27 protein-coding genes and 2 pseudogenes are annotated in these 26,118 nt (G+C 68.3%); 19 read left to right on the top strand and 10 right to left on the bottom strand.

All coding sequences use genetic code 11. From position 1 onward, the window contains the following. Window positions 1–58: 58 nt before the first annotated feature. The 5 genes and pseudogenes from ACLBX8_RS23645 to ACLBX8_RS23625 all read right to left on the bottom strand — a co-directional run bounded on the left by ACLBX8_RS23645 (window position 59) and on the right by ACLBX8_RS23625 (window position 5,861). Complete coding sequence (locus tag ACLBX8_RS23645) at window positions 59–2,920, bottom strand: ATP-binding protein (protein WP_447715819.1); 2,862 nt, start codon at window positions 2,918–2,920, stop codon at window positions 59–61. Window positions 2,921–3,477: 557 nt separating this feature from the next. Beyond that, window positions 3,478–4,417, bottom strand: a pseudogene (locus ACLBX8_RS23640) (IS630 family transposase). A gap of 88 nt (window positions 4,418–4,505) precedes the next feature. Further along, a pseudogene (locus ACLBX8_RS23635) lies at window positions 4,506–4,956 on the bottom strand (transposase); the annotation flags it as partial. Window positions 4,957–4,959: 3 nt separating this feature from the next. Beyond that, entirely contained in the window at window positions 4,960–5,295 is a 336-nt protein-coding gene (locus ACLBX8_RS23630) for a hypothetical protein (protein WP_331298826.1), read from the bottom strand. A 29-nt stretch (window positions 5,296–5,324) separates the two neighbouring features. Continuing rightward, on the bottom strand, window positions 5,325–5,861 hold the full coding sequence (locus ACLBX8_RS23625) for a hypothetical protein (protein WP_447715818.1): 537 nt from the start codon (window positions 5,859–5,861) through the stop codon (window positions 5,325–5,327). 665 nt (window positions 5,862–6,526) lie between these two features. Between ACLBX8_RS23625 and ACLBX8_RS23620 the strand changes: the two genes are divergently transcribed. The 6 genes from ACLBX8_RS23620 to ACLBX8_RS23595 all read left to right on the top strand — a co-directional run bounded on the left by ACLBX8_RS23620 (window position 6,527) and on the right by ACLBX8_RS23595 (window position 11,158). Continuing rightward, on the top strand, window positions 6,527–7,375 hold the full coding sequence (locus ACLBX8_RS23620) for a hypothetical protein (RefSeq protein ID WP_447715817.1): 849 nt from the start codon (window positions 6,527–6,529) through the stop codon (window positions 7,373–7,375). 121 nt (window positions 7,376–7,496) lie between these two features. Beyond that, on the top strand, window positions 7,497–7,817 hold the full coding sequence (gene csgH, locus ACLBX8_RS23615; RefSeq protein WP_331300370.1) for a curli-like amyloid fiber formation chaperone CsgH: 321 nt from the start codon (window positions 7,497–7,499) through the stop codon (window positions 7,815–7,817). Between the two features lie 279 nt (window positions 7,818–8,096). Further along, window positions 8,097–8,630, top strand: coding sequence for a hypothetical protein (locus ACLBX8_RS23610; RefSeq protein WP_447715816.1), 534 nt, complete (start codon window positions 8,097–8,099; stop codon window positions 8,628–8,630). Window positions 8,631–8,634: 4 nt separating this feature from the next. Then, a complete protein-coding gene (locus ACLBX8_RS23605) occupies window positions 8,635–9,132 on the top strand; it encodes a curli assembly protein CsgF (RefSeq protein WP_447715815.1) in 498 nt (165 codons plus the stop codon). 124 nt (window positions 9,133–9,256) lie between these two features. After that, on the top strand, window positions 9,257–10,159 hold the full coding sequence (locus ACLBX8_RS23600) for a CsgG/HfaB family protein (RefSeq protein WP_331300373.1): 903 nt from the start codon (window positions 9,257–9,259) through the stop codon (window positions 10,157–10,159). A 54-nt stretch (window positions 10,160–10,213) separates the two neighbouring features. Continuing rightward, window positions 10,214–11,158 (top strand): transglycosylase SLT domain-containing protein, encoded by a 945-nt coding sequence (locus ACLBX8_RS23595; protein WP_447715814.1) that lies wholly within the window; start codon window positions 10,214–10,216, stop codon window positions 11,156–11,158. Here the strand turns inward: ACLBX8_RS23595 and ACLBX8_RS23590 are convergent. Beyond that, window positions 11,152–11,508, bottom strand: coding sequence for a hypothetical protein (locus tag ACLBX8_RS23590; RefSeq protein ID WP_056531353.1), 357 nt, complete (start codon window positions 11,506–11,508; stop codon window positions 11,152–11,154). The genes ACLBX8_RS23595 and ACLBX8_RS23590 overlap by 7 nt on opposite strands. On the opposite strand from ACLBX8_RS23590, the gene ACLBX8_RS23585 reads away from it, so the two are divergent. Further along, on the top strand, window positions 11,507–11,746 hold the full coding sequence (locus ACLBX8_RS23585) for a hypothetical protein (RefSeq protein WP_447715813.1): 240 nt from the start codon (window positions 11,507–11,509) through the stop codon (window positions 11,744–11,746). The genes ACLBX8_RS23590 and ACLBX8_RS23585 overlap by 2 nt on opposite strands. 331 nt (window positions 11,747–12,077) lie before the next feature. Here ACLBX8_RS23585 and ACLBX8_RS23580 read toward each other — a convergent pair whose 3' ends face one another. Next, window positions 12,078–12,212 (bottom strand): hypothetical protein, encoded by a 135-nt coding sequence (locus ACLBX8_RS23580; protein WP_447715812.1) that lies wholly within the window; start codon window positions 12,210–12,212, stop codon window positions 12,078–12,080. A gap of 780 nt (window positions 12,213–12,992) precedes the next feature. Here ACLBX8_RS23580 and ACLBX8_RS23575 point away from each other — a divergent pair. From ACLBX8_RS23575 to ACLBX8_RS23535, 9 genes are all read left to right on the top strand, one after another. After that, window positions 12,993–13,454, top strand: coding sequence for a (2Fe-2S)-binding protein (locus ACLBX8_RS23575; protein ID WP_020095607.1), 462 nt, complete (start codon window positions 12,993–12,995; stop codon window positions 13,452–13,454). A 14-nt stretch (window positions 13,455–13,468) separates the two neighbouring features. Beyond that, window positions 13,469–15,664, top strand: a complete 2,196-nt coding sequence (locus tag ACLBX8_RS23570) for a xanthine dehydrogenase family protein molybdopterin-binding subunit (protein ID WP_427508438.1) — start codon at window positions 13,469–13,471, stop codon at window positions 15,662–15,664. A gap of 5 nt (window positions 15,665–15,669) precedes the next feature. Continuing rightward, window positions 15,670–15,954, top strand: a complete 285-nt coding sequence (locus tag ACLBX8_RS23565; RefSeq protein WP_170863003.1) for a cytochrome C — start codon at window positions 15,670–15,672, stop codon at window positions 15,952–15,954. Then, window positions 15,954–17,213, top strand: coding sequence for an FCSD flavin-binding domain-containing protein (locus tag ACLBX8_RS23560; protein ID WP_447715811.1), 1,260 nt, complete (start codon window positions 15,954–15,956; stop codon window positions 17,211–17,213). The genes ACLBX8_RS23565 and ACLBX8_RS23560 overlap by 1 nt, the downstream gene beginning before the upstream one ends. Before the next feature lie 20 nt (window positions 17,214–17,233). Continuing rightward, window positions 17,234–17,680 (top strand): sulfur oxidation c-type cytochrome SoxX, encoded by a 447-nt coding sequence (soxX, locus tag ACLBX8_RS23555; protein WP_447715849.1) that lies wholly within the window; start codon window positions 17,234–17,236, stop codon window positions 17,678–17,680. Between the two features lie 29 nt (window positions 17,681–17,709). Beyond that, a complete protein-coding gene (locus ACLBX8_RS23550) occupies window positions 17,710–18,162 on the top strand; it encodes a SoxY-related AACIE arm protein (RefSeq protein WP_020095602.1) in 453 nt (150 codons plus the stop codon). Window positions 18,163–18,167: 5 nt separating this feature from the next. Further along, a complete protein-coding gene (locus ACLBX8_RS23545) occupies window positions 18,168–18,488 on the top strand; it encodes a thiosulfate oxidation carrier complex protein SoxZ (protein WP_020095601.1) in 321 nt (106 codons plus the stop codon). A 9-nt stretch (window positions 18,489–18,497) separates the two neighbouring features. Further along, window positions 18,498–19,289 carry a sulfur oxidation c-type cytochrome SoxA gene (soxA, locus tag ACLBX8_RS23540; RefSeq protein ID WP_091681520.1) on the top strand — a complete coding sequence of 264 codons (792 nt, stop codon included), beginning with the start codon at window positions 18,498–18,500 and terminating at the stop codon, window positions 19,287–19,289. A 175-nt stretch (window positions 19,290–19,464) separates the two neighbouring features. After that, window positions 19,465–20,151 (top strand): zinc metallopeptidase, encoded by a 687-nt coding sequence (locus ACLBX8_RS23535; RefSeq protein ID WP_020095599.1) that lies wholly within the window; start codon window positions 19,465–19,467, stop codon window positions 20,149–20,151. A 257-nt stretch (window positions 20,152–20,408) separates the two neighbouring features. On the opposite strand, the gene ACLBX8_RS23530 is transcribed toward ACLBX8_RS23535, so the two are convergent. Together ACLBX8_RS23530 and ACLBX8_RS23525 are read right to left on the bottom strand one after the other, a co-directional pair. Next, window positions 20,409–20,897 (bottom strand): DUF302 domain-containing protein, encoded by a 489-nt coding sequence (locus ACLBX8_RS23530; RefSeq protein ID WP_447715810.1) that lies wholly within the window; start codon window positions 20,895–20,897, stop codon window positions 20,409–20,411. A gap of 82 nt (window positions 20,898–20,979) precedes the next feature. Further along, window positions 20,980–21,420, bottom strand: coding sequence for a hypothetical protein (locus ACLBX8_RS23525; protein WP_447715809.1), 441 nt, complete (start codon window positions 21,418–21,420; stop codon window positions 20,980–20,982). Between the two features lie 242 nt (window positions 21,421–21,662). On the opposite strand from ACLBX8_RS23525, the gene ACLBX8_RS23520 reads away from it, so the two are divergent. After that, a complete protein-coding gene (locus ACLBX8_RS23520) occupies window positions 21,663–22,607 on the top strand; it encodes a LysR family transcriptional regulator (RefSeq protein ID WP_056524790.1) in 945 nt (314 codons plus the stop codon). A 9-nt stretch (window positions 22,608–22,616) separates the two neighbouring features. Here ACLBX8_RS23520 and ACLBX8_RS23515 read toward each other — a convergent pair whose 3' ends face one another. Further along, window positions 22,617–22,778, bottom strand: a complete 162-nt coding sequence (locus ACLBX8_RS23515) for a hypothetical protein (RefSeq protein WP_170862999.1) — start codon at window positions 22,776–22,778, stop codon at window positions 22,617–22,619. Window positions 22,779–23,108: 330 nt separating this feature from the next. On the opposite strand from ACLBX8_RS23515, the gene atzD reads away from it, so the two are divergent. Further along, window positions 23,109–24,215 (top strand): cyanuric acid amidohydrolase, encoded by a 1,107-nt coding sequence (atzD, locus tag ACLBX8_RS23510; protein WP_427508443.1) that lies wholly within the window; start codon window positions 23,109–23,111, stop codon window positions 24,213–24,215. A gap of 462 nt (window positions 24,216–24,677) precedes the next feature. Further along, on the top strand, window positions 24,678–25,883 hold the full coding sequence (locus tag ACLBX8_RS23505) for a tyrosine-type recombinase/integrase (protein WP_447715808.1): 1,206 nt from the start codon (window positions 24,678–24,680) through the stop codon (window positions 25,881–25,883). Window positions 25,884–26,118 lie beyond the last annotated feature (235 nt).

Below are 26,118 nucleotides of genomic sequence, written 5' to 3'. Positions count from 1 at the left end.
GAGCCTGTTGAGCGCCGATCCGCTGCCCTCGCCGCACATCGGCTCATGGGCGGCGGCGTCAGGCCAGGGAGACCGGCCGGCCCGCATCGCTGCCAAGTCCCCCCCGACCAGCACGGCGCGCCCGCGCAGCCCTGAGATCGGGCGTGTTGAGCCCTTCGTCGAAGCCGCCGAGGACGGCGGCGAGGGCTGCCGGGCCACCATACCGGTCATCCAGCGCGGCGAGGCTCGTCGCGGCCCGTAGGCGCCATATCGCCGCTCCCTGGCTGCCGGCCAGATCGATCGCTTGCAGGAAGTGCCGCGCCGCGTCCGCCTCGCCGGAGACGCCGGTGGAGGCGAGGAGGATCTCGCCCTTGATGCGCAGCAGTTCCGGCTGGCACCAGAGTTCGCCGCCGTGCTCGGAGGCGGCGAGCGCGTCGTCGATGCGAGCGAGCGCGTCCGGAAGGTGGCCATGCGCCGCGAGGCCGGACGCCAGCGAGCCGAGATAGGCCGGACGCCGCATCCGGAAGCCGATCTCCCCCATCTCGACGAGGGCATCCTCGAGGCGGTGCAGCCCGCCCGCATCGCCCCGGCTGAGGCTCACGATCGCTTCGAGGCAATCGGCGATGACCTGCCAGATGCGCATGGCGTGACGCGCGACGTGGTCCCCGAGGCGGGTGAGGCCGCGCTCGGCTTCGTCGAGATCGCCGCCATGGAGCGCAATCGGGATCACCGTGTGCGCCAAGGCATTCGTAAGGGCGAAGGCCTGGCCGTTGGCTTCGGCCTCGACGAGCGCGCGCCGCGCCGCCGCGACGGCGTGATCCGGCCGTCCCTGGAGCCACAGGACGTTCGCGAGGGTGCCACGTGCCGCGATCAAGCCGTGATCCTCCAGCCGCCGGCCGGGACTGTCACGGCGGGCCGCACGGGCCAGCAGGCGCTCCGCTGCCTCGCGAGCCTCGTCGAGACGGCCGAGATAGCGGAGCGCGGTGGCGGCGGGCCTGTCGACGGCCGCGCCGGCCGCGCGATCGCCGCTGGCGGCCGCCAGCGTCCTGATGCGCTCCGTCAGGTCGAATGAGGCGCCGTGGTCCCCGACCCAGGTCTGGAAGTCGCACAAGCCCCAGAGCGCCCGCAACTGGCCATCGCGGTCGGACAGCCGTTCGGCGCGGGCGAGCGCCCCGCTCCACAACTCCGCGATCCGCGCCGTCGGACCCTCGACCTGCAGCAGGGCCGCAGCGAGCGACGCCCGCAGCGTGATCTCGTACCGGTCTTCCGGACCGTCGGCGGGGGCGGCCGACGCGAGCGCCCACTCGCTCGCCTCGATCCGTTCCTGGAGCAGCGCGAGCGTGTCCCACACCACGAGCGCCTCGGCTGCCAGCGTTCGACCGAGGACGGGATCGCGCCGTTCGGTCAGGCACCAGTCGAGTGCGGCGCGGACGTTTTGGACGAGCGCGACCAACTCCTCGCGCGGGTCGGATGCCGCCTTCGCGCTCCTGCGCGCCGAGACGTCGCGACATTGCGCGACACAAAACTCCGCGTGCCGCCGACGGACCGCATCATCCTCGCCACTCTCGGCGAGGCGCTGCAATCCGTAGGCCCGCGTCGTGTCGAGAAGCTGGTACCGGGCCGACCACCCAGGAATAGCGACAATCAGCGACTTGGCGACGAGATCGGCCAAGTGGCCGATGCACGCATGCTCGGCCTCCCCAGCAGAACGGCCGACCGCGAGCGCGGCGTCGAGCGGGAAGACGCCGTGAAAGACGGACAGCCTTCGAAACAGGGTCTGCTCTCCCTGCGACAGCAGTCCGTAGCTCCAGTCCAAGGTCGCGGTCAGGCCACGGTGCCGGGGATGACCTGCCCGTCGGCCGTCGTCCAGAAGGTCCAGGCGCTCGTTCAGCAGACGGAGGAGGCCGCGAAGTCCAAACGCCCCGACCCGCGTCGCGGCAAGTTCCAGCGCCAGCGGCAACCCGTCGAGGCGGCGACAGATCTCGACGACGGCCCACGCGTCGTCGTCCTCGAGGCTGAAGTCTGGAGCAGCGGCCGAGGCGCGCGCGACGAACAGCGCCACGGCCGGGAAAGTCAGAACATCCTTCGCGTTGAGCGTCCCGAACGCTGTCGGAGCCGGCAGGGGTTGGAGGCGATGCACGGTCTCGTGCGCCATCCGGAGCGGCTCCCGGCTCGTGGCCAATACGTGAGTTCCGGGCGCGGCGGTCGCGAGCATGGTGGCCAGCCGGGCCGCCTGATCGAGGGCGTTCTCACAACAATCGAGGACGAGCAGGCACTGCCGATCCGCCAGGGCAGTCGCCAGTGCAGCCTGTGGATCGTCTGCATGGATTGCGATGCGCATTTCCTGAGCGAACGCGCTCGCGAGATAGCGGTCGCTGTCGATGACGCACAGATCGACCATCCAGACCCCGTCCGGGAACTGCTCGACGAGGGCGTGTCCCACCGTCACGGCCAGGCTGGTTTTGCCGACGCCGCCGAGACCCGTGATCGTGACCAGCGGTCGCTGCAGCACCGTCGTGGCGATCGCCGCGAGATCCTCGGATCGGCCGAGCAGGTCCGTCGGTCTCGGAAGGTTATGGCGCCGCGCTGCTGCCGAGATCGGCCAGGACATGACGTCGACGGGCGCGACGAAGCGGTACCCTTGTCCGCTCACCGTCGCGATGAAGCGCTTCTCCGGTTCCGCTCCTTCGAGTGCGCGCCGGATCGCCGCGATGTTGACCTTCAAATTGGACTCATCAACCGTCGTTCGCGGCCATGCGCGCTTGTGGAGATCCGCCTTGCTTACGACCTGACCTGCGCGTTCGACGAGCGCGGTCAGAATTTCCAAAGGTCGTCCCCCGAGCCTTACGACTTTTTCGGCTCGCCAAAGCCGCTGCTCGGACGGGCTCAATACGAAATCGTCGAAGATGTAGCGAACGGCTCTGCCTTCCCGCGTATCCATGCAGCTGTCGCTATCGCACTCCTGTTCGATCCCGGAGAGATGGTCTTGCTACGCTGTCGGTTGCAGCACCGCTAGCATGTCGTGGAGGCCTCAGCCATTCGTCCGGTCTGCTCATGCGGAAGCGTTGGGGTGGATGCCTCCGGCAATGGTCTTGCAAAATCTTCACTCCGGCTGATCGATGCCGGCAGGTGGCATCCACATCGACGTATCAGGAAAGAGCTTTCGGCGATCAGGGTGACTGGCATGGATCGCCAGGAGCCCGTCCGATTTCCCGGCGAATGAGTTCAGAAGCGGCCGTTCCGCTTACGGCCAAGTCCAGCCCCACTGGTCTGTACCTCGGATGACCAAGGGTGGGTGGTTTCCTATCCTTCCGCTTTCGGGTGCAGAGAATAAAAGAGCGGACGTCCGGGGTCGAGCAAAAGCTGGCCGTAAACAGGTCGTCCGCTTCAAGGCTTGGGAAAAGTGAGAGCGGACGTTCGGCTCCATTTAGGAGAAACAAGGCAAATTACCCAAATATTTCGACGAGAAGGCCTGGTGTCATCTAGAGCGTTTTCGGTTTAATCTGAATTATATCCCACAGCGGCGAAGAAATTGGCGCATTCATCGGGCGTGATGGTGTCGATGAGCCAGCCGATGGCGGCCCATAGCCCTTCGACCGTGCGCTCAGCCGCCTTGCGCAGGAACGCCTTGAGCTTGGAGAAGGCCATCTCAATCGGGTTGAAGTCCGGCAGTAGGGCGACAGGAACAGCAGCCGTACGCCCGCCGTTTCGATCGCTGCGCGGCCGGCCGGCCTCTTGTGGCTGCCGAGGTTGTCCATGACGACGACGTCTCCGAGGGCGAGTTCGGGCACGAGCACACGCGCGACGTAAGTCTGGAAGGCGTCGCGGTTGATCGGTCCGTCCAGCACGAACGGCGCGGCGATCCCGGACAGGCGCAGGCCCGCGACGAAGGTCGTGGTCTTCCAATGGTCGTGCGGCACCGGAGAGCGCAGCCGCTCGCCGCGCGGGCAGCGTCCGCGGGTTCCCGCCATGTTGGTCGAGGTCGAGGTCTCGTCGAGGAACACGACGCGGGCGGGGTCGAGGTCGGGCTGGCCCTCGAACCCACGCCTCGCGGGCCGCCTTCACGTCCGGGCGGTCCTGCCCCGCGGCGTGGGCTGTCATTTTTGTAGGTCAAGCCGCGCGCATCGAGGAAGGCCCACAGAGTGCTGAGCCCGACCGTGAGGTCGCGCTCGTCCTTCAGGCGAGCGCGCATCTCCTCCAGGGTGATGTCGGTCCTCTCGGGGATCAGACCTCGCAGGTAGGCCTTGTGCGGGTCGAGCTTGGAGCGGCGCGCCCGCCCCGGGGACGGGGAGCCACCGTCCCGGTCGTCGTCAGTGCAGCCATCCAGCGGATCGCCGTGGCCACGCCGACCCCGAAGCGCGGCCGCCTGTCGACGCTACGTCGTCCCGGCCGCGTCGACGATGCGTTCGCCGAGGTCCTGGCTGGAGGGTCGGCCCATGTCTCGCTCCTTGTCTGGAGCTCGTCATGAATCAGCGTCACACCGCCGCATGAACCCGACACACCCGATGCAGCTCAGACCGAAAACGCTCTAGCTCTGCCTCCTCGTTTTCAGTGTTGTGCTGCTTGGAAGCGGCCACCATCGTGGCGTCGACGATCTGCCCGCCCAACGCCAGGACACCGGCTTGCCGCAGGGCCGTATCGTAGGCCGCGAACAGCACCTCGATCGCAGGCCGACCCGCGATCTCGGCCCGGGAAAGCGCCTCGCGGAAGGTCCAGATCGTGTTGGCGTCCGGCACCGGATCGGACAGCCCCGGCCCGAGGAAGCGCATGAACGAGAGCCGACCCTTGATCAGGAACTTGGGTCATGCTCGTCCGACAGCGAGTGGCTGGCCTGAAGGACCAGCACCTTGAACATGAACACGAGGTCGAACGGTGGGCGACCGCCCTTCGAATCGTCCGAGCGCGGCACGGCGCGGCACGGGCGAGGTCGTCCCGGAACAGCTCGCAACCGACGGTGTGGCTCAACCGCTCCAGCGCGCCTCACTCGAGCTCGATGACGTTCCGGGAGGACGGCTGGGCACTGCGCAGGGATGGCCCGCGGTTGCTGAGGAAATCGCCCGGTGGCGCGGTCGCGGGCTTCGCGGCGGGCGCGCCGCGCACGGACTGCGCCGGCTGTTCGGGGCGGTCGATCGAGGCCGGGTTCGCGACCGGCGGCAGCGGCGTGACGACGCGCCCCTCCGCCTGATCGAGGCAGCGCCGCAGGGCGCCGGGATCGGGCAACAGCGTGCAGTCGTTCACCGAGAGCGGGCTTGGCTGGGCGGGGGCCGCCGTCGCGCCCGCCGCGAGGAGCGCGAGCGCGCCGAAGGCGGTTCGCACCGCGCGTCCCCGCGTTAGCGGCCCGGGGCTCATGGCTGCGCCTGCCGGATCCGCGGATTGACCTGTCGGACCTCGATGTCGCTCGGCTCCGACGGCAGCAGCTTGCGCGGGGCAGCCGTCCCGGTGCGGGCGGCCTGCTGCTGCGCCTGGGGCGACACCGGTTGCGGCGCCGGCGCGCTGGCCCGGCCCTGCTGCGCCGGCTGCGCGGGCGCGTCCGCCTTGTCGAGCCGGCCGAGCCGCACCCGCACGTACTCGACCGACCGCTTGGCCGCGTCGAACCCGCACTCGTAGGTCACCCGCACCCACTCCTTGGTGGGACTGAGGAAGCGGATCGAGTCGCCGCGGTAGCGGACCACGGTGGCGCCGCCCTCGGGCGCCTCGGCCTGCTGGAAGATCTTGGCGAAGGGCCGGGAGACCCACTCGAAATCCGTCGGCGCCTGCGCCTCGATCCGCGGCGCGCAGATCTGCGAGGCGAGCTCGTTGTTGGCGCGCACGCAGGTGGCGTCGCAGCCCGGAGCGGCGGGGGCGGGCTGCCCCGTCCCGGGATTGGCAGTGTTGGCCTGCATCGGCGCGGCCTGCGCGGGTGCCGGCTGGGCCGGTGCCGGTTGCGGCGGCGGCGTGGGAGCCGCCGCAGATTGTGCCCCGGCCGACAGGATCCCGGCCGACCATACGGTCGCGGCGGCGAGCAGGATCTGCACGCGCGATGGCCCGCGCTGCCTCATCGTAGCCTCCCAATCAACACTCGGCGCAGACGGTTTCCGCCTTGCGCAGACATCAACCGCTCCGTCGCCCTTGAATCCGCGGGCTCACGCCCGAGGAATCGCGCCGCAGACGACCATTCAGAACGGTCTTGCTTGCTCAATAGAATACCACTTTCGGCGATGACTGATGTGTCCAATTTAACACGCATATAGCTGCCCGCGAATCGGACGGCGAAAACTGCCTAATCCGATCCGGGACACCGGCTCCTGAGATCATTAACCCGCCGTCTTAAATGATTGAGAGATTTCAGTTTTCTCCGCGCCGTTTGACACACCACATCGCGACTTTGTCGCCTGAGATCTGATGAGAAATTACGACAATTGTATTTTTTGTCTCAACTGGCGCTTGACACTCGTCTTCGGCTTATGGATACGCTTAACAAGCCGTTAAAGCGCCGCGAAGACAGAGCGACTGCGATGGCATAGATTGTGTTCAAAAGAGCACATAAAATACAAGAGGGAGTGTATCTATGTTGAAATCAGTTGTTCTGGCTTCCGTGGCCGTCGCCAGCCTGACCGTCTTCGCGACCGGTGCCTCGGCGCAGTCGATCAACCCGATGATGGGCTCGGGGACGACGGCCAACGAAGCCTTCGTCATCCAGCAGGGAGCTGGATCCAATATTGCAACCATCAATCAGTCGGGCAGCAACAACAAGGCCGGCAAACTAACAACCGATATCGATCTTTCGACGCCAAATCTGTACGCGGACAAATTTGATTCCTACACGAATGGCGCCTCGACCATAAATCAGTACGGATATCATAACACGCTAGAAGTTACCCAGGGTGGATCAAACAACCTTATTGTTACGAAGACTTCAAATATTGACTCTCAGCCCAATGGTCTGGATCCTAACGGAGGATCTTACCAGAGCGGATCCGACAACATCTTCAGGTCGACTCAGAACGGAACAAATGGCCAAGTTCAGTTTCAGCAGAAGGGTGATCGAAACGAGGGTTACGTGAACGTCTATAGCGGAGCAACCACTACTTACGCGGGTATCGGCCAGAACGGCAACGAGAACGTTGCGACAATCAATCAGTATTCCAATGCAAACACGGCATTTGCCGCGATTGTCCAAAATGGCAACAACAACGCTGGAACGATCGAGCAGAACGGTTACGTGAACTATGCTGCACTTCTGCAGAATGGCAGCGGCAACCAGGCCACCATTAGCCAGGGAGCCAATTATGTCGGCGCCCTAGGCTATCAGCGGGGCGACGGCAACATTGCCAGCATTTCGCAGGTCGGAAGTTCCGCAAATGCCGCATTCGCGCAGATTGGAAATAGCAATCACGTGACCATTACGCAGCGATAATATCGACGAGATAGAGCTCCATCAAAATAACACGATCTATCTGAAGAAGGGGCATTCTCCGCAATGTCCCTTCTTCGATCACGTTGGTTCGATTATTTTGATCAAGGGTGCGAGGCCGAATTTGCCCAGCTTCACCGTTGATCCACCTGTCCTCTGCCGCGTGGTAGAGAGCCGCTCGGCCGACGTCGCGCGCTTGGCCCTCCGCATCGAGGCGCCGCGCGGAGCTGCAGGTCGATACAGCCTCGTGGTGCGCAAGATCGACCCAGCCGGCACCGCCACCATGCAGCAGGGCGGCGGCTTTGACCTCGCCGACGGCAACACCCGCGAGGTCGGAAAGCTGACCATCAGCGTCCGGCCGGACGGCCAGTTGAGTGTCGAGGCCTCCGTACACGTGGACGGCCGCAGAATCGATTGCGCCTACGACAGCACGCAGGATCTGTAACACGCCGTTCGAGCCCTGAAGAGCGGTCGGTCGGGCTACGTCACTTCCTGATGGGACGAGCGACCGCGGCTCCATTGACATCGCCTCATACGGAAGACAGCCGCATGGAGTCTCCATCCTCGAGCGGTGTGTCTAATTCACCACATATCAGTAGTAGTCACGTGTGGATAAGCCTTGTTACTGTACATCTGTGTGGGGCATTGATTTAAGGTGGCCCAAAAGGGGCTAGGGAGGCAGATAATGCGCCGTACGCGTCGCAGCCACGCTGCAGGTCGAGCGTTGTTCGTCGCCGTCCCGCTCGCCGTCGCGAGTGCGGCCGGCTCAGCGGCGGCGCAGGAGCGCGTCGCGATCGAGCAGATCCAGGCGGCCGCCCAGCGCGCCACCGGCGCTCCGGGTCGGGCGATCCAGGAGAGCGACTACATCCTCGGCAATCAGTCTGGCATCCTGCTGCTCAACCCGAGTGGTCCGCCCCAGTCGGCGCAGGCCAACCAGGCCCGCGCCCTGCAGATCGGTTCGGGCAATACGGGCACGATCGACATGTCGGGCTACGCGAACACGGCGATCCAGAACGTGATCGGCTCGCGCAACTCGGTGATCCAGCAGCAGGCCGGATCCTACAACCAGTCGACCGTATCGGTCTTCGGCCAGTCCAACACGATCGGGACCCAGCAGGATGGCAGCGGCGCGGCGGCCACCATCACGGTCCGTGGCGACAACAACGCCATCTCGGCGCAGCAGCAGGGGACCAACCCCACGCCGATCAGCATCACGCGGGTCGGCAGCGGCCCCAGCGTCTCGGTCACCCAGAGGTAGTCCCATGCGCCAGTCCGGTCTCCTCGGGCCGCTCGTCTGCGGCTGCGCTCTCCTCGCCGTCGTGGGCGCCCAGGCGGGCAGCCTTGTCTACCAGCCGGTCAACCCGTCCTTCGGAGGAAGTCCGCTGAACGGCTCCTGGCTGCAGGCCCAAGCAGCCGCCCAGAACGACGCGCAGCGGTCGGCCCAGCGCGACCAGCAGCTGTTCTCGGCCAACCAGAGCGCCGCCAACACCAAGACTCCGGGCCAGATCTTCGCCCAGCAATTGCAGACGCAGATCTACAGCTCATTGGCCAACCAGATCACCCAGGCGCTCTTCGGCGAGAACGCCCAGCAGAGCGGTAGCTACAGCTTCGGCGGGTCGCAGGTGACCTTCCAGCGCCTGGGCAGCAACATCCAGCTCCAGATCTTCGACGGCCAGTCGACCACCACCATCGTCGTCCCGGCGACCGCGGCCGTGGGCGGCGGCTCGACCACCACGACGCCGCTCTCGGGCGCGCCCTGAGCGCGGCGCGCAGCGATGGTTGCCGAGCATCGATCCCGGAGCCGGCTCCGCCGTCCTTCGTCGCCCGCCCCGGCGGGCGCGCGGGAGGCCGGAGCGCCGAAGCGGAACGGAGACGGGGTGGCCCGTGTGTAGCTTTCTGAAGAGCCTGGCCGCCGCCGCGCTGCTCTGCGCGGGCCTGGCCGCCTGCGCCCCGTGGGAGCGCGAGCTGCTCGCGCAGGCGCCCGTGGTCACGCCGCCTTCCCCCACCGATCTCAATCTCGAGACGCTGCCGCCGCCGACCCGCAAGATCGACATCGCGATCTACAATTTCCCGGACCTGACCGGCCAGAATAAGCCGAACGACAACATCGCCGAGTATTCCCGCGCCGTCACCCAGGGCGGCGGCGCCTTCGTGGTCGACGCGCTGCGGCGCGCCGGGCGGGGCCAGTGGTTCTCGGTGGTCGAGCGCACCGGCCTCGCCAACCTGCTGCAGGAGCGGCAGCTGATCCGGGCGACCCGCCAGGAATTCGAGGGCACGGACGCGAAGCCGCTGCCGCCGATCCGCTTCGCGGGCCTGATCGTCGAGGGCGGCATCATCGGCTACGACGCCAACACGGTCACGGGCGGCGCCGGCGCCAACCTCCTGGGTATCGGCGGCGACACCAAGTACCGGCGCGACGAGGTGACGGTGGCGATGCGCATCGTCTCCGTGCAGAGCGGCGAGGTGCTCAACAGCGTCACGGTGACGAAGACGATCTACTCGGTCGCCCTCAACGCCAACGCCTACCGCTACGTCGCGGTGGCCAAGCTGCTCCAGGTCGAAGCGGGCGTGACCCGGAACGAGCCGACCCAGATGGCGGTGCGCGAGGCGATCGACCTCGCCGTCTACGCGACGATCATCGAGGGCAGCCGCAAGAAGCTGTGGCGCTTCCGCGACCCGGTGCTCGGCACCCGCCTCGTGGACGAATATCTCGCCCGCGATCGGCCGACACCCCTTGAGGTTCCGGGACCGACGGTGGCGGCGGGCCCGCTGGTGGTGAAGTCCTGATCGATCATGGATCGGCCCGTCGCACCGACGCACATGTTCGGCCGCCGGAGGGGCGTGCGAGGCACGCTGGCCCTCTGCCTCGTCGTGTCCGGCGCCCTGACGCCGGTGATCGCCTCGCGAGCCTCCAGCACGGCCCGGAGCCCGGCGGTCCCGGAGGTCGCCGCCCTCACGCCCTTCGCGCCGATCGCGGCGCCGCCGCCGCTCGGACTGCCGGACGGGCACGCGGATGGACCGGCATCACCGATCATCGCGCCGGTGAACGCCGACCTGATGATTCTGGGCCGCGGCGCGTTCCGGCCGATCGAGGCGACCGCCCTGCTGTTCCCGCAGGCCGGAGACGGGATGCACGCCCTGATCACCGCCGCGGCCGCCGCCAACGGCCTGCCCGGCGACTTCTTCCTGCGCCTGCTGCGCCAGGAGAGCGGCCTCAATCCCAACGCCGTGAGCCCGGTGGGGGCGCTCGGCATCGCCCAGTTCATGCCGGGAACCGCCGCAGAGCGCGGCCTGCGCAACCCGTTCGATCCGCTGGAGGCAATCCCGAAATCGGCCGAGTTGCTGCGGGAGCACAGGGTGCGCTTCGGCAATCTCGGATTGGCCGCGGCGGCCTACAACGCTGGGCCGCAGCGGGTGCGCAGTTGGCTCGAGGGTCGCTCGGGCATGCCCACCGAGACGCGCGACTACGTGGTCCGAATCACCGGCCGTACGGTCGAGGAATGGGCGGCAGAGAGCGGCCGGTCCTTCCTGAGCGCCCCGTCGCTCTTCTCGAACCCTCGCGGTTTCGGCCCGGTCGCCGGCTGGGCCGCCGATCCGACGGCGCGGCCTTCGCCCGTGTTCGAGGCGCGACCGGTCACGCGCAGCATGGCGGCTGCGAGCGACCGGTCAGCTAAGCGGGGTGCTAGGCGCCTGTCGGCTCAGTCGCAGCAACCGCGATCCGAGCAGGCCCTCTGTGCGGTCCTGAACGGCCAGGGACGCACCTGTCTGGTCCAGGCGGTCTACTGAGGCGGCGCCAGCTGCTCGACCTGGACGGCCTGGGCCGGCGTGGCCGGCCGGCGACTCTGCCGAAGCTTGCGCCGCTTCCCGCGCCGGGACACGCCGGTCGCCGGGATCGGGCCCGCCGCGTCGAGCAGGGATTGGTCGATCACGGGCGGCTGCTGGAAGGCCGCGGGCCGCGGGCCGGGTGCGAGGCGCTGGCCTTCGTAGAGCTCGATGCAATCGCGGAGCGCCGTCGGATCGCGGATGAAGGTACAGTCGTTGACGTTCGGGACGGGGGCACCTTGTGCCAGGACGCCCGTGGCGCACCAGAAGGATGCGACGCCGAGCACGACCACCCTCAATCTCGATCCCGGCATGACGAACCTCGCGGGCGTGCAGGCGAGGCGCCGCACCGGCCCGAACCCACATTCATTGACACCTAACAGAACAATGGCTCGATCAACCAGTTCCGAACTGCTGATTTCCGCCATAGAACCGCGCATCAGATCAAATTTCGAGGTTTCTGCCGACGATCTGCGCCCGGCCGATGCCGTCTCATCCTGCTCGGTGCATCGCCGGCATATGTGCAGAGCGCCCTCGATCGCGCTGCCCTGAGCGCGAGTTCGGAATGGGCTGACAGCCGGAGGGTGAACGACTGGTGCGCCCCGCCGATGACGGAGCCTTCGGCCGTTACGCCGGCGCAGATAGAACGGAACCGATGTTGACCCGAGCGGTTAAGCGCGGCGACCGTACGGACCCAAGAAGAAGGATCTGTACGTCCGGAACAGCTCGGAATGACGAGGAATGGCGCGCCATTCTTACCGATTATCTCGAATAATTTTAGACCTTTGTAGATCAACGGCTTGGCCCGTCATCCTGGATATTCTTACACTACTATCACCGACGATCCGTCAGCTTCCGTCCGGAGTTCCTGTTACCCTTTGCATCACAGCCGTTCGGCCACACGCTCAAGCTCCTCGTGCAAATCCTCGGTCCACAGATGACCGCATCGCGCCGTCATTTGATGCTTGGCATGGCCTAGGATCCGGCTGAGGCCGTAGAGATCCCCACCGTCCTGCACGAACCAACTGGCGAAGCTGTGCCGCAGGTCATGGAAGCGGAAGTACTCGATCCCACCCGGCGGCAGGCTCCTCCGAACGCCTTCTTCAGGTCATCCACCCGCGATCCATCCGACTTGCAGAACAGGTAGGTGGAACGGGGGCGGCCACGTCCACGCTGATGCCCTGCGGAGACGTGCACGACGGCACCAGAGCGAAGCGGTGAGAGGTTGCCCGCTTTCGGCTCACCGGATGGTAAACTGTTGTGTCTGATCGGGGTAGATAGAAGGCCGTCCGCCTTTTCTGGCGCTCCTTCCCGGAAGCGGACCGGCGGCTTTCGGCCAGATTTCGCCTCAACAGATAACCGTCACTCGCAAAACCGGGCATTCGGCTTCGCGCTCGTCACGGCCATTCGGCGATCAGCGCCGGTATCCCAGAAGCGGACATCGTCTCGCGGTGGATGATGGTCTTCAGATGTACGCGAAGCATCGTTGAAGGTGTCGAGCAGAGGCGTGTGGCTGGGAGGATGCGCGTCGATCCGCTCGGAGAACAGCGTCAGGCCAGCGGGCACAGCATGGTGCTCGGTTCCGATCCAGCTGACGGCGGCTGGGATCTGCGGGAAGTCGGTTCGATGGCAGGAGAGGTCACGCCTTGGGCTTCAAGAGCCTTGGCGCCCTCAGGTCGCAGACGTCGACCTGTCCAAGCGCCGTATGGCTGCTGCCGACGGTCGCTCACGCCCTCCCTTGAGGCCTCCCCCGCTTTGGGGATACTGGATACATAATCTCGTTCGGGAGAGGGGTCAGATGGCACGACTGAACGTCAACGGCGTCGTGCGTGAGGTCGATGCCGAGGCCGACACCCCGCTCCTCTGGGTCATCCGCGAGCAGATCGGTTTGACCGGCACCAAGTACGGCTGCGGCATCGCCCAATGCGGTGCCTGCACCGTGCATATCGACGGGGCGGCCGTCCGCTCCTGCTCCGTGCCGCTCTCGGCGATCGAGGCGGGGCAGAAGATCGTCACGATCGAGGGGCTAGCCCCGGATGCCCGCCATCCGGTCCAGCAAGCCTGGGCCGAGCTCGACGTGCCGCAATGCGGCTTCTGCCAGCCCGGGATGATCATGGCCTCGGCGGCACTGCTGGCGCAGAACGCGCGTCCGAGCGAGGAGCAGATCCGCCAGGAGATCACCAACATCTGCCGCTGCGGCACCTACAACCGTGTGCTCGCCGGCATCAAGATCGCCGCCGAGCGCGGCCAGTCCGGCTGACGGGGGACGAGCAGATGAGCCTCGAATCCAAGGCCTCTCCGAAGGCTGCCCGCCCCAGCCGCCGCACGCTGCTCGCCGGCGCCGGTCTCTTCACCCTCGGCTTCCACATCCCGTTCCCCGCACGGGCTGCAACCCTCGACGCGGCGCCCACCGCGCCGGAGGTCAATGCCTGGGTCGTGGTGAAGCCGGACGAGACCGTGGTCATTCGCATCGCCCGTTCGGAGATGGGCCAGGGCACGCTCACCGGCCTCGCGCAACTCGTCGCCGAGGAGCTCGACTGCGACTGGGCCAGGGTCACCACCGAGTATCCGAGCCCGGGCCAGAACCTCGCCCGCAAGCGCGTCTGGGGTGATTACTCGACCGGCGGCAGCCGCGGCGTGCGCGATTCTCACGAGTACGTGCGAAGAGGCGGCGCCGCCGCCCGCACGATGCTCGTTGCCGCCGCCGCGAAGGGCTGGGGCGTACCCGCCGCCGAGTGCCGCGTCGAGCGGGGCGTGATCACCCACGGCCCCTCCGGCCGCAGCATCACTTACGGCGCCGTCGCCGCGGAGGCGGCCAGGATCGAGCCGCCGAAGGACGTGGTGCTCAAGGATCCGAAGGACTGGACCATCGCCGGCAAGCCGCTGAAGCGGCTCGACACCCTGCCCAAGCTCGACGGCAGCCAGGTCTACGGGATCGATCTCAAGCTGCCCGGCCTGCTCAACGCCGCGATCCGCGACTGTCCGGTGACCGGCGGCAGCGTGAGGAGCTTCGACGCCGCGGCTGTGTCGGGCATGCCCGGTGTCCGAAGAGTGCTCCAGGTCGGCGACAGCGCGGTCGCGGTGGTGGCCGACACGTTCTGGCGCGCCAAGACCGCCCTCGACGCCCTGCCGGTCGCCTGGGACGATGGCCCGAACGCGACGGTTTCCAGCGAGACCATCGCGGCGACCCTGCGCGAGGGACTCGACGCCGAGCAGGCCTTCGTCGGCAACAAGGCCGGCGATGTGGCCGGCGCCCTCAAGGGCGCCGCCAAGGTGGTGGAGGCCGTCTACGGCGTACCGTTCCAGAATCACGCCACGATGGAGCCGATGAATGCCACCGCGCTCTGGACGCCGGAGCGCTGCGAGGTCTGGACGCCGACGCAGAACGGCGAGGCGGCTCTGGCCGCGACCGCCGACGCCGCCGGGCTGCCGGCCACGTCGTGCGAGGTCTACAAGATCCATCTCGGCGGCGGCTTCGGCCGGCGCGGCGCCACGCACGACTGGGTGCGTCAGGCGGTGCTCATCGCTAGGGAGATGCCGGGCACGCCGGTCAAGCTGATCTGGACCCGCGAGGAGGACATGACGCATGGCCGGTACCACCCGGTCACGCAGTGCCGGATGCGCGCCGCCCTCGACGGGGACGGCAACCTGACCGGCCTGCACATGCGCATCTCCGGCCAGTCGATCCTGGCCTCGGTCGCCCCCCAGCGCATGGTCGAGGGCCGCGACCCGGTCACCTTCCAGGGTCTCAACCCCGGAGGTCCGGAGGCCGCGATCGGCTACACGATCCCCAACATCCTGGTCGATCACGCGATGCGCAACCCGCACATCCTGCCGGGCTTCTGGCGGGGCGTGAACCTGAACCCGAACGCCATCTATCTCGAATGCTTCATGGACGAGCTGGCCCACGCCGCCGGCCAGGATCCGCTCGCCTTCCGGCTGAAGCTGATGGACAACCACCCGAAGCACCGGGCCGTGCTGCAGGCGGTGGCCGAGCGGATCGGATGGGCCAGCAAGCCGCCCGAGGGGGTCTACCGCGGCATCTGCCAGACGATGGGGTTCGGGAGCTACGTCGCGGGCGCGGCCGAGGTCTCGGTCTCCGACCGGGGCGAGCTGAAGATCCACCGTATCGTGGCGGCGACCGACCCCGGCCACGCGGTCAACCCGCAGCAGATCGACGCGCAGGTGGCGGGCTCCTTCGTCTACGGTCTCTCGGCCGCGCTGTACGGCGCCTGCACGGTGAAGGACGGGCGCATCGAGCAGACGAACTTCGACAGCTATCCCGTGATGCGGATGGACGCGATGCCGGCGGTCGAGGCCATCCTGATGCCGTCCGGCGGCTTCTGGGGCGGCGTCGGCGAGCCGACGATCGCGGTCGCCGCGCCGGCCGTGCTCAACGCGATCTTCGCTGCGACCGGCAAGCGCGTCCGCCAGCTTCCGCTGAAGGACACGGATCTCCGCCGGGCATGAGGGCGATGACGCCGGCGCTCGCGCTGCTCGCCGCCCTCGCCGGCGGAACGGGCGCGTGCGCCGCCGAGATGCGGCCGCCGCCCGGCGCCTCGTCCTGCACCGGATGCCACGCCGAGGGCTCCGCGATGGGCGTGCTCGCGGGGCGGCCGGAAGCCGAGATCGTCGGCGCCCTCGAGGCCTTCCGGACCGGCGCGCGCCCGGCGACGCTCATGAACCGCATCGCCAAGGGGTTCGGCGCGCAGGAGAGCCAGGCCATCGCCGCCTGGTTCGCGGCGCAGGGATCGCGGTGATGCGCGCTCCTTCTCCGACCCGCCGCGCCCTGATCGGCGGAGCCGCGGCCGCCGCTCTGGCGCGCCCGGCCCTCGGTGGCACAGCGCCGCGCGTCGTGGTCGTGGGCGCCGGGTTCGGGGGTGCCACGGCGGCGCGCTGCCTCGCCGCGGGCGGCGTCGACGTGACCCTGGTCGAGGCGGCCGAGCGCTATGTCGCCTGCACGGGCAGCAACGCGGTCGTCGTTGGCCTGCGCGGGATCGAGGCCCAGACCTTCGGCTACGAGGCCCTCGGCCGGGCTCGGCTCCGCTTCGTGCGCGGAACGGCGGATGCGGTTGACCCTGTGGCGCGCCGGGTGACGCTCGGCGACGGCACAGTCCTGCCCTACGACCGTCTGGTCCTCTCGCCGGGCATCGCGCTGCGCTTCGACGCCGTGCCGGGCTACGACGCGAAGGCCGCCGAGGCGATGCCCCATGCCTGGAAGGCCGGGGCGCAGACGGTACTCCTCGCCCGCCAGCTCGAGGCCATGCCGGAGGGCGGCACGGTGGTCCTCTCGGCACCCGCCAACCCGTATCGCTGCCCGCCCGGCCCCTACGAGCGCGCGAGCCTGATCGCGCATTTCCTGAAGACCCGGAAGCCGAAGGCGAAGCTCGTCCTGCTCGACGCCAAGGACACGTTCTCGAAGCAGAAACTGTTCGAGGCGGCCTGGGCGAAGCTGTACCCGGACGTGCTCGAATACGTGCCGCTCGCCTCGGGCGGTGCGGTCACGGAAGTCGACGCCGCCGCGATGGTCGTTCGCACGGACTTCGCCGAGTACAAGGCCGATGTGGCGTGCATCATCCCGCCCCAGCGCGCCGGCCCCATCGCGGCGCAGGCCGGCTGCGCCGACCGCAGCGGCTGGTGCCCGATCGATCCGGTGACCTTCGAATCGCGCCTCGTGCCGGGCATCCATGTCATCGGCGACGCGGCGATCGCAGGGGCGATGCCGAAATCCGCCTTCTCGGCGAATGCGCAGGCCAAAGTCTGCGCGCAGGCGGTGATCGACCTGCTGGCCGGACGGGAGCCCGAGAGCCCGAGGCTCATCAACACCTGCTGGAGCCTCGTCGCACCGGGCAACGGCATCTCGATCGCGGGCGTCTTCCGCCCGACCGACGGCCTCCTGGCGGACGTTCCGGGAGCCGGCGGCATCAGCCCCCTCGACGCGCCCGACGCGGTGCGCGCGCAGGAGGCGGCCTACGGCGAGAGCTGGTACCGGACGATCACCCGGGACGTGTTCGGATGAGGGAAGGCCGCGTGGCCGCCATGCTCGTGCTGGCAGTCGCCGCCCCGCCGGCGCAGGCCGGGGAGGGCCTGGTCCCCACCGCGATCGTCGGCGACGCCATCCCCGAGAGCCTGACCGGCGCACCGGGCGATGCCGCGCGCGGCCGGGCCATCGTCGTGGACCGGACCCGCGGGCTCTGCCTTCTCTGCCATACCGGGCCCTTCCCGGAGGAGCGGTTCCAGGGCAACCTCGCCCCGGATCTCGCGGGCGTCGGCGGGCGGCTGGGCTCGGGTCAGCTGCGCCTGCGGCTGGTGGACGGACGGGTCTTGAACCCGGAGACGATCATGCCACCGTACTATAGCCTGACAGGGCTCACCCGCGTGGGGCGGCCGTGGCAGAGGCGGCCGATCCTGAGCGCGGCCGAGATCGAGGATGTCGTCGCCTTCCTGGCGACGCTGCGCGAGGCGGGTCCCGAGGAAGGTCGATGAGCAGGCACAGGAGTCGGAGCGCGCGTTCGATGGACCGGCGCGGCGTGCTCGCCGGGGCTGTCGGCACCGCGCTCGCCGTCGCGCTGCGCCCCGCCGCCGCGGCGACGCTCCCGCGCACGGAAACGACGGAATCCGCCATCCGACGCTTCGCGGGTGACAACCCGATCCGACCGGGCCGGGTGACCCTCGACCTGCCGCCGCTCGTGGAGAACGGCAACACGGTGCCGCTCACCGTCGCCGTCGAGAGCGCGATGACGCCCGAGGAGCACGTGCGCCGGATCGGGGTGTTCAACGAGAGGAACCCGCAGCCGAACGTCGTGACGGTCCACCTGCGGCCGGGCGCCGGCCGCGCGCAGGTCTCGACACGCATCCGGCTCGCCGACACGCAGCGCATCACCGCCATCGCCGAGATGAGCGACGGGACCTACTGGTCGGCGAGCGCCGATGCCATCGTGACCCTCGCCGCCTGCCTGGAGGGCTGACCCCGATGGCCCGCACGCTGATCAACCTGCCGAAGACCGCCGAGCCCGGCGACACGATCACGATCAGGACCCTGATCTCGCACCCGATGGAGACGGGCTTCCGCCCCGGTGCCGACGGCCGGATCCTGCCGCGCAACATCGTGACGGACTTCGTCTGCCGCTTCGAGGACGAGGAGATCTTCCGGGCCGAGCTGTTTCCCGCTTCGGCGGCCAACCCCTACCTGACCTTCACCTGGGTCGCGACGCGCAGCGGCCGCTTCAGCTTCACGTGGCGCGGCGATGGCGGCTTCGATCAGACCGAATCCGCGGCGATCACCGTGGCCTGAGTCTCCGCCGTGCCGCGCCGCTCGGGCTCCCCGCTGCAGACGGCGCTCGTGGCGCTGCTCCTCTCCAGCCCTCTCGCGCGGTCGGAGCCGGTCCCGCCGGCCGAGCGACGCTCGGGCTTCGACCAGATGAGCCCCGAGATCCAGGCGATGCAGCGGGACGACGGGGCCAATCCCGGCATGCTCGCGGTCGCGGACGGGGAGGACCTCTGGGCGAAGGCGCCCATTTCCGGGGGACTCGCCTGCGCCGGCTGCCACGGCGAGGCCTCGTCCACGATGCGGGGCGTCGCGGCACGCTATCCCGCTTGGGACGCGCGGACGGGCAGGCCCATCGACCTCCAGTCTCGCGTCAACGCGTGCCGCCGCGAGCATCAGGGCTCCGAGGCCCTCGCCTACGAGAGCCCCGACCTGCTGGCGCTCACGGCCTTCGTCGCCGCGCAGTCCCGCGGGCTGCCGATCGCTCCGCCGGACGATCCCCGGCTCGAGCCCGCGCGGGCGGCGGGTCGCGCGCTGTTCGAGACGCGCCAGGGCCAGCTCGGCCTGTCCTGCGCCATCTGCCACGACGACCATCGGGGTCACCGCCTCGGCGCAGCGATGATCCCGCAGGGACACCCGACCGGCTACCCGCTCTACCGCCTCGAATGGCAAGGTCTCGGCTCGCTGCAGCGGCGCCTGCGCAACTGCCTCACCGGCATGCGCGCCGAGCCCTTCGGGTACGGCGCGCCGGACTATGTTGCGCTCGAACTCTACCTCGCGACGCGCGCCGCGCCGCTGCCGCTGGAGACGCCGGCCGTGCGCCCCTGATCGAGCGCGGACTGGCCACCGCTCGACGCCGCGCGCACCTTGTCAACCGCCGCGGTGACCCGCCGGACGGCCGAAGCGCGAACGCCTCAGCCACAGGTCGATCCACGACTGTGGCTCCAGCGGTCGAGCCGGCGCCGCGCTTCCACGGATTCGGCCCCGCGCCTACATACCCGGTATGCCGATCCTCCTGGCGCTCGGCGCCGCCCTGCTGTTCGGTCTCGTGTTCGGCCCCCAGTGGTGGGTGCGCCGGGTGATGCGGCAACACGCCACCGAGAGGCCGGACCTGCCCGGGACCGGCGGCGAGCTTGCCCGCCATCTGCTCGACCTGGCACGGCTCGAGCACGTTCCCGTCGAGATCGCGCAGGCCGACCACTACGATCCGGTCGCGAACGTCGTGCGCCTGTCGCCGGAGAACCATGAGGGCCGCTCCATCACGGCGGTCGCGGTGGCGGCACATGAGGTCTCCCACGCGCTCCAGCACGCGGCGGGGGACCGGCTGCTCGCGGCGCGGGTGACCTTCGCGCCGGTCGTGCAGGGCTTCGAGCTTGCCGCAGGCTTGGTGATGATGACCGCGCCCATCATGCTCGCCGTCATCAAATCCCCCGCCCTGCTCACCCTGCAGGTCGGGTTCGGCATCGCGCTCCTCAGCGTTCGCCTCGTGTTTCACCTCTTGACGCTGCCCGTCGAGCTCGATGCGAGCTACCGCCGGGCTCTGCCCATCCTGGAAACGGGCCGCTTCCTCGACGCTGACGACATGCGTGGCGCCCGCACCGTACTGCGCGCCGCAGCCCTCACCTACGTGGCCTCGTCCCTCGTGTCGCTCGTGAACATCGCCCGCTTCCGGCGACTCCTCCGGTTCTGAGACCTACCAAACGCGCGTCCGCTCCTGCTCTGCTCGGCCGCCTGCGGACTGCCTTCGATCAGCCAGCCTCTGTCACCACCGAGCGACCGCTCGAACGTCTCGGATGGGTGGCTTTGGGAAGGTCTGGTCGCGGCCGAAGATGCCGTGAAGCCGAACAAGCGTCGGAACCGCGCGTGGAACAGAGCTGCCGTGTCACGGCGCGCCCCGCGGAACGGAGACACTCGGCCCCGATCCGCGGCGTTCTCGAGCGCCTCACCTCACGCGGCGGCCGCGGCGAGCGTGCTCCGAAGCAGTTCATCGAGTTCGCCAGCGACGCGGTCGACCTGCGGATTCTCGAACTGGCCGAAGGTGCTGACCGGGCGGTCGTACTCGAAGGCGACGCCACCCTCGGCATCCTCACGCAGAAGCACCCGGATCGGCGCGTACAAGGCGGCAGAAACGGCGTGCCGGGTCATCGACGCGGCCGTCAGCGGGTTGCCGATGTCGTACTGGACGGCCTTGCGGCTCAACCCGGCGGTGCGCAGCACATCGCCATGGTCTCGGGAGCCGAAGATCGAGAGCGGCGCCTGCCGTTCGAGGAGGTCGCGCGCCTCGTCCACTCGTCCGGCCTTCAGGAGCGTGGCGTAATCGAGGTCGATGACGGGCACCGAAGCCTCCAAGGCGGATCGGACCGCCTCGAAAGACTTGGCCGAGGAAAGGATGACGTGCTCGACCGCGATTTCGGTCGACGCGAAGTGGTCGGACATGATCTGATCTCCTGACTTCATGCAGCGGGCGGCTCGCCGGGCGGGCCTCGACTGCTCGTCCTCGGCCTGTCCGAGTGCTCGCTCAGTTCATGGCCTCAAGCGACCCGAGCTTGATCGTGTTCGTGTTGGCCTCGACCGTAACAGGCGCGTCGGGCAGCCACCGGACGACGCCCGCGGTCGCGAAGCCCCCCTGCTTGAGGACCTGCGCGGCATGCGTCGCGACGTCTCGGCTCCGATAGGCGACGGTGATGGTTGCGGGCGCATTGAAGGGCTCGACGGAGGCGATGGCCGGCCGAGCCTCCTGCCAGCGCGTGAGGGCCGGTACGAGGAGACCACCCTGCGCACGGACGTCGGCGGCGCTCAGCGCGAGACCCGGCGTATGGTGGGCCGCGCCGATGACGGCGGGGACGGAGAAGGCGCCGTGCGCGGCGGTGTCGAGGGTCACCTCCGACGCGGCGGCCGGCAGGAGGGACGCCACGGTCATCGTCAGGGCGGCGGTGAGGGTGATGGTAGGGTGGGTCATCTCTCGATCCTCTCGGTGTGACGGGGTGGCCCGTCTTTCGATGAGGAGGAGATGCTGCCGGGAGGCGCATTCATCAAACAGATGCGGTTGATACCCAGTATCTACGCCGTAAATGATGGGCCGGCTTCGACGGCCGCGACGGCGCGGCCGATGCGGCTCGGAAGCCCGATGGTCTCGCTCGGACGGATGCCGGATTGTCCGGGCGCCGAGACCCTGGTCGCGAGCCACCGGCGGACCTGACCATGACGATCAAGCACCGTGACCTCGCGGGCATCGACCTGAACTTGGTCGTGGCGCTGGACGCACTCCTCACCGAGAGCAGCGTCACGCGCGCTGCCGCGAAGGTCGGCATCACGCAATCCGCCATGAGCAGCAGCCTTGCCCGCCTGCGCAGGCTCCTCGGCGACGAGCTCCTGACGCGCACGCCGGACGGCATGCGCCCGACACCGCGGTCGCTCGCCCTCGTCGAGCCGGTCCGCGCCGCCCTGCGCCAATTCCAGGGCATCGTCCTCCGGGAGGACGACTTTGTCCCCTCGCAGGTCGAGCGGTCCTTCACGCTCGCCATCCCCGGCAGCGTCGAGGTACGTCTCATCCCGCGCCTGCTCGCGTTCCTCGCCTGCGAGGCGCCCGGCATCCGCCTGCACCTGGTCGGCCTCGATTACGGGAGCGTGCTGGGGGACCTCGACGCCGACAGGATCGACATGGCCGTCGGCATGATCTCCGAGGGCCAGATCCACCACAAGGTCCGGCCGCTCTATCGCTTCGGCTTCCTGAGCCTATTCAATCCCCGGCTGCTCGGCGTGAGCGGTCCGCTCTCGCTCGACGACTTCGTCCGCTTCCCGCACATCCTGACGTACCTGACCGGCGTCGGCCCGGGGGTGGTGGACAAGGCGCTCGCGAAGGTGGGCCGGACGCGGAGGCTGGCGGCGACGACGCCGCGCTTCGCCACCGTGCCGTTTCACGTGCAGGCCGCGCCCTTGATCGCCACGATGGCCGACGAGCTGGCCACGACCTTCGCGACCCAACTCGGCCTGGCGACGAGCCCCGTGCCGGTGCCGACCGAGGAGATCGTCATCTCCATGCTGTGGCACGCCTCCTATGACCGCGATCCCGCCCATCGCTGGCTGCGGGAGGTCATGGTTCGCCTGGGACGGGAGGCCGGTAGCGCCCACGAAGACGCGGTATAACTCGTAGCCTCACGCCCCTCGGTCCCTGAGCCACCTTTCCGTTTGGGTGCCCCTGGAGGCAGCAAAGGCATCGACGACCCGGACCGGGTTGTCCTCGGCGATCCGATCTTCGAGATAAGGCGGGAACAGCGTCGTCTGATCGCGCTCGGCGCCGACAACGAACCGTTCCATGCCGCCCCCCGGGCGTGCCGGACTGAGCTACCACCATCGAGGTTTCGACACAGCCAGGGTCGCTACCGGAACGGCGGCATGGAGTGGTCTAGAGACGATCTGCTTCTACCACAGATTGGGCCATCCTGCTGGTTCGGCGTCGGGAGCCGATCAACGCGTTGCTTCTCCAGCGCGGTAGAAGGCTCGGGGATTCTCCGAAGATGGTCCGGTCTGTGCTTGCCCCTGCTGGCCACCCGATCGTGCCGGTCCCTGTCGTCGCTGGACGCGGACAGACGACGGGATCGCCCCAGTGGAAGGGCGGCGCCCTTCTTGTTCCACCCCGGTTCCCCCATGCCCGAATGCCTCGTCTTCCGCGTGCCCGCGCAGCATCCCGCCGACGTCTCCGAGGTGATGGGCCTCGTCGGCTCCGGGGCGGTGGACGCGACCGAGATCGTCGCGATCTTCGGCAAGACCGAGGGCAACGGCTGCGTGAACGACTTCACCCGGCAGCTCGCGGTGATGGCCCTGGAGACGGCGCTCGCCACCGCCCTCGGCTGTACGGCGGCGGAGGTCGGAGCGCGGATCGCCCTCGTCATGTCCGGCGGCACCGAAGGCGGGCTGTCGCCGCACTTCCTCGTCCTCGCCCGGCGTGAAGGCCCCGCGGTGCCGGAGGGCAAGGCGCTCGCCATCGGCACGGCCTTCACCCAGGAGTTCCGCGCGGAGGAGATCGGCCGGATGGCGCAGGTCGAGGCGACTGCGGCGGCGGTCGGCCGGGCCATGGCAGAGGCGGGGCTCACCGATCCCGCGGACGTGCATTTCGTGCAGGTGAAGTGCCCGCTCCTGACGAGCGCTCGGATCGCCGAGGCGGCCGCCCGGGGCCACGGCGTCGCCACACACGACACCTACGCCTCGATGGGCTTATCCCGCGGCGCCTCGGCGCTCGGCATCGCGCTCGCCCTCGGAGAGGTCGACCGCGAACATCTCGCGGATTCCGCCATCGGCACCCGACGCGATCTCTTCTCCGGCCGCGCCAGTTGCTCGGCGGGGATCGAGCTGATGCGCAACGAGATCATCGTGCTCGGCAACGCCCAGGGCTGGACCGGCCCGCTCGCCATCGCCCACCGGGTCATGGACGACGGCATCGACCTGTCCGCGATTCGGCGGGTGCTCACCGACCTCGGCTTCCTGGAGGCGGGGCAGTTGCCGCCTCCTGAGGCGGAGCGCGTGATCGCCCTGCTCGCCAAAGCCGAGCCCTCCCATGACGGCCTGATCCGGGGACGGCGCCACATCATGAACGACGACAGCGACATCAACGCCACCCGGCACGCCCGCGCCCTGGTCGGCGGCGTGGCCGCCGCGGCGATCGGCCGGACGGACCTCTTCGTCTCCGGCGGCGCTGAGCATCAGGGGCCGGATGGCGGCGGCCCGGTAGCGGTCATCGCCCGCGTGAGGGACTGAAGCCGGGGGCGGGGAAGCAGAAGTGCGTCCGCATTGCCGAGAGTGAGGGACAAAGCCGTTCGGCCCGTCCCCTGCACCGGCCCTCTGCAACCGCCGGTTGGTGAAAATCAGGCTGCGAGAGTGGGCGCAAGGCCGCAACAGCGAAATCGGCCTGCGCATCAAAGGGCGATGAGGAACAGGCCAAGCCACGGGTACACGGCAGGAGCCATTTCGCCGCGAATTCTTCCCGAGAGAAGCTAGGCAGGCCGCCAGATGCAGCCAAGCGCTTGATTTTATTGGCGCGCCCTACGGGAATCGAACCCGTGTTTTCGCCGTGAAAGGGCGTAGCCAATTGTCCAGGAGCGTCCAATTACGTCCAGCTAACCCATTGACGCACATGAACTTAAGCCCAAACTAGCGTTTGGCCAATCCACCTTTGTGTGTCATAGTCCGAGCACGCCCACGGGACACTGGCGGGACACCATGGCTCGTAACACGCGCTCATCGAAGCTCGAAACTCGCACCAGCCGCCTGCGCCTGCCGGTGGCCAAAAAGCCTGTTTTCGCCCGCATCGCGCCCGGTGTGTCGCTCGGCTACCGCCGTAACGAAACCGCCGGGACCTGGGTGCTGCGGGTTGCTGACGGGAAGGGCAGTTCCTGGACCAAGCGGATCGGACAGGCCGACGACTTCGAGGAGAGCAATGGTCAGAGCGTTCTCACTTTTTGGGAGGCGCAGCAGCAGGCGAAGGCGACAGCGGGTGGCGAGAAAGGGGAGGGGGCTCAGAAGGCACCGCTCACCGTCGAGATTGCTGCTCGCGCCTATCTCGCCGGGCTTGAGGCTCGAAACCAGCGTACTGCTTATGACGCCCGCCGCCGCTTGGAACGCCTCTTCCTGCCCCGCTTCGGATCGAGCCGCATCGAGGATCTAACGCGCCGCCAGCTAGAAGCGTGGCGCGATGGTCTGGTGCGGGCCAGCGGCGATGCTGAACAGCATCGCCGCAGCCAGGACACCGCCAATAGGGTGCTCAGCATTGTCAAGGCGATGCTCAACCACGCGGTGGGCGACCCAACTAATGGTCTGTCGGACGACAGCGCTTGGCGGCTGGTGCGCCCGTTCCAGCGGGTCGGCCGGGCACGCGAGGTGCACTTCACGCCCGCCGAAGTGCGACGCCTGCTCGAAGGCTGCGAGGACACTAACTTCCGCGACCTGCTAACAGCTGGGTTTCTGACGGGCGCTCGCTACGGCGAACTCGCCTCGTGTCGGGTCCGCCACTTCGATGCCGAGGGTGAGACGCTATACGTGCCGCGTGGCAAGACGGGCGCGCGAATCGTCATCCTGCAGCCTGAAGCAACAGGGCTCTTCTCACGGCTGGTGGGCGGCCGCGAGAAGGACGCGCCTCTGCTGCCGCGCGCCGATGGCGGTGAGTGGGGCGCAAGCCACCAAGTGCGACCAATGAAGCGGGCGCTGCTGGGCGCGAAGCTTGATCCATCGGGTACATTCTACGCACTGCGGCACTCATACATCTCACGCGCGATTGAGGCGGGGGTGCCGCTGAACGTTGTGGCGGACAACTGTGGGACGAGCGTGCGGATGATCGAGACAACTTACGCCAAGGTGCTAGCCGCTAAGCGGAGGGAATTTATTGCGAATGGCGCACCCCGATTGTTTGCAGCGGAAGCGCAAACCTAAACTCAGAGGGGGTTCTAATCCCTCCGTCTCCGCCAGTTACCCATCCGCAGCCATCCGCAGCGGACCGGTAACGGCCTCAAATCACTCAGCATTCTTCAGCCTGCCGTTTGATCTGCCCCCAATGAAGTGGTCCGTCCTGAGGTATGGCTTTCGGGCCAGGATGAGGACGGACAGATGGGAACGAAGCGGCACAAGCCGGAGGATGTCGTCGCCAAGCTGCGGCAGGTGGATGTGC

The sequence above is a fragment of the Methylobacterium sp. D48H genome (genome assembly GCF_053345715.1).
The sequence above is the reverse complement of the archived record's forward strand: the minus strand, read 5'-3'. Positions and strand labels throughout refer to the sequence as shown.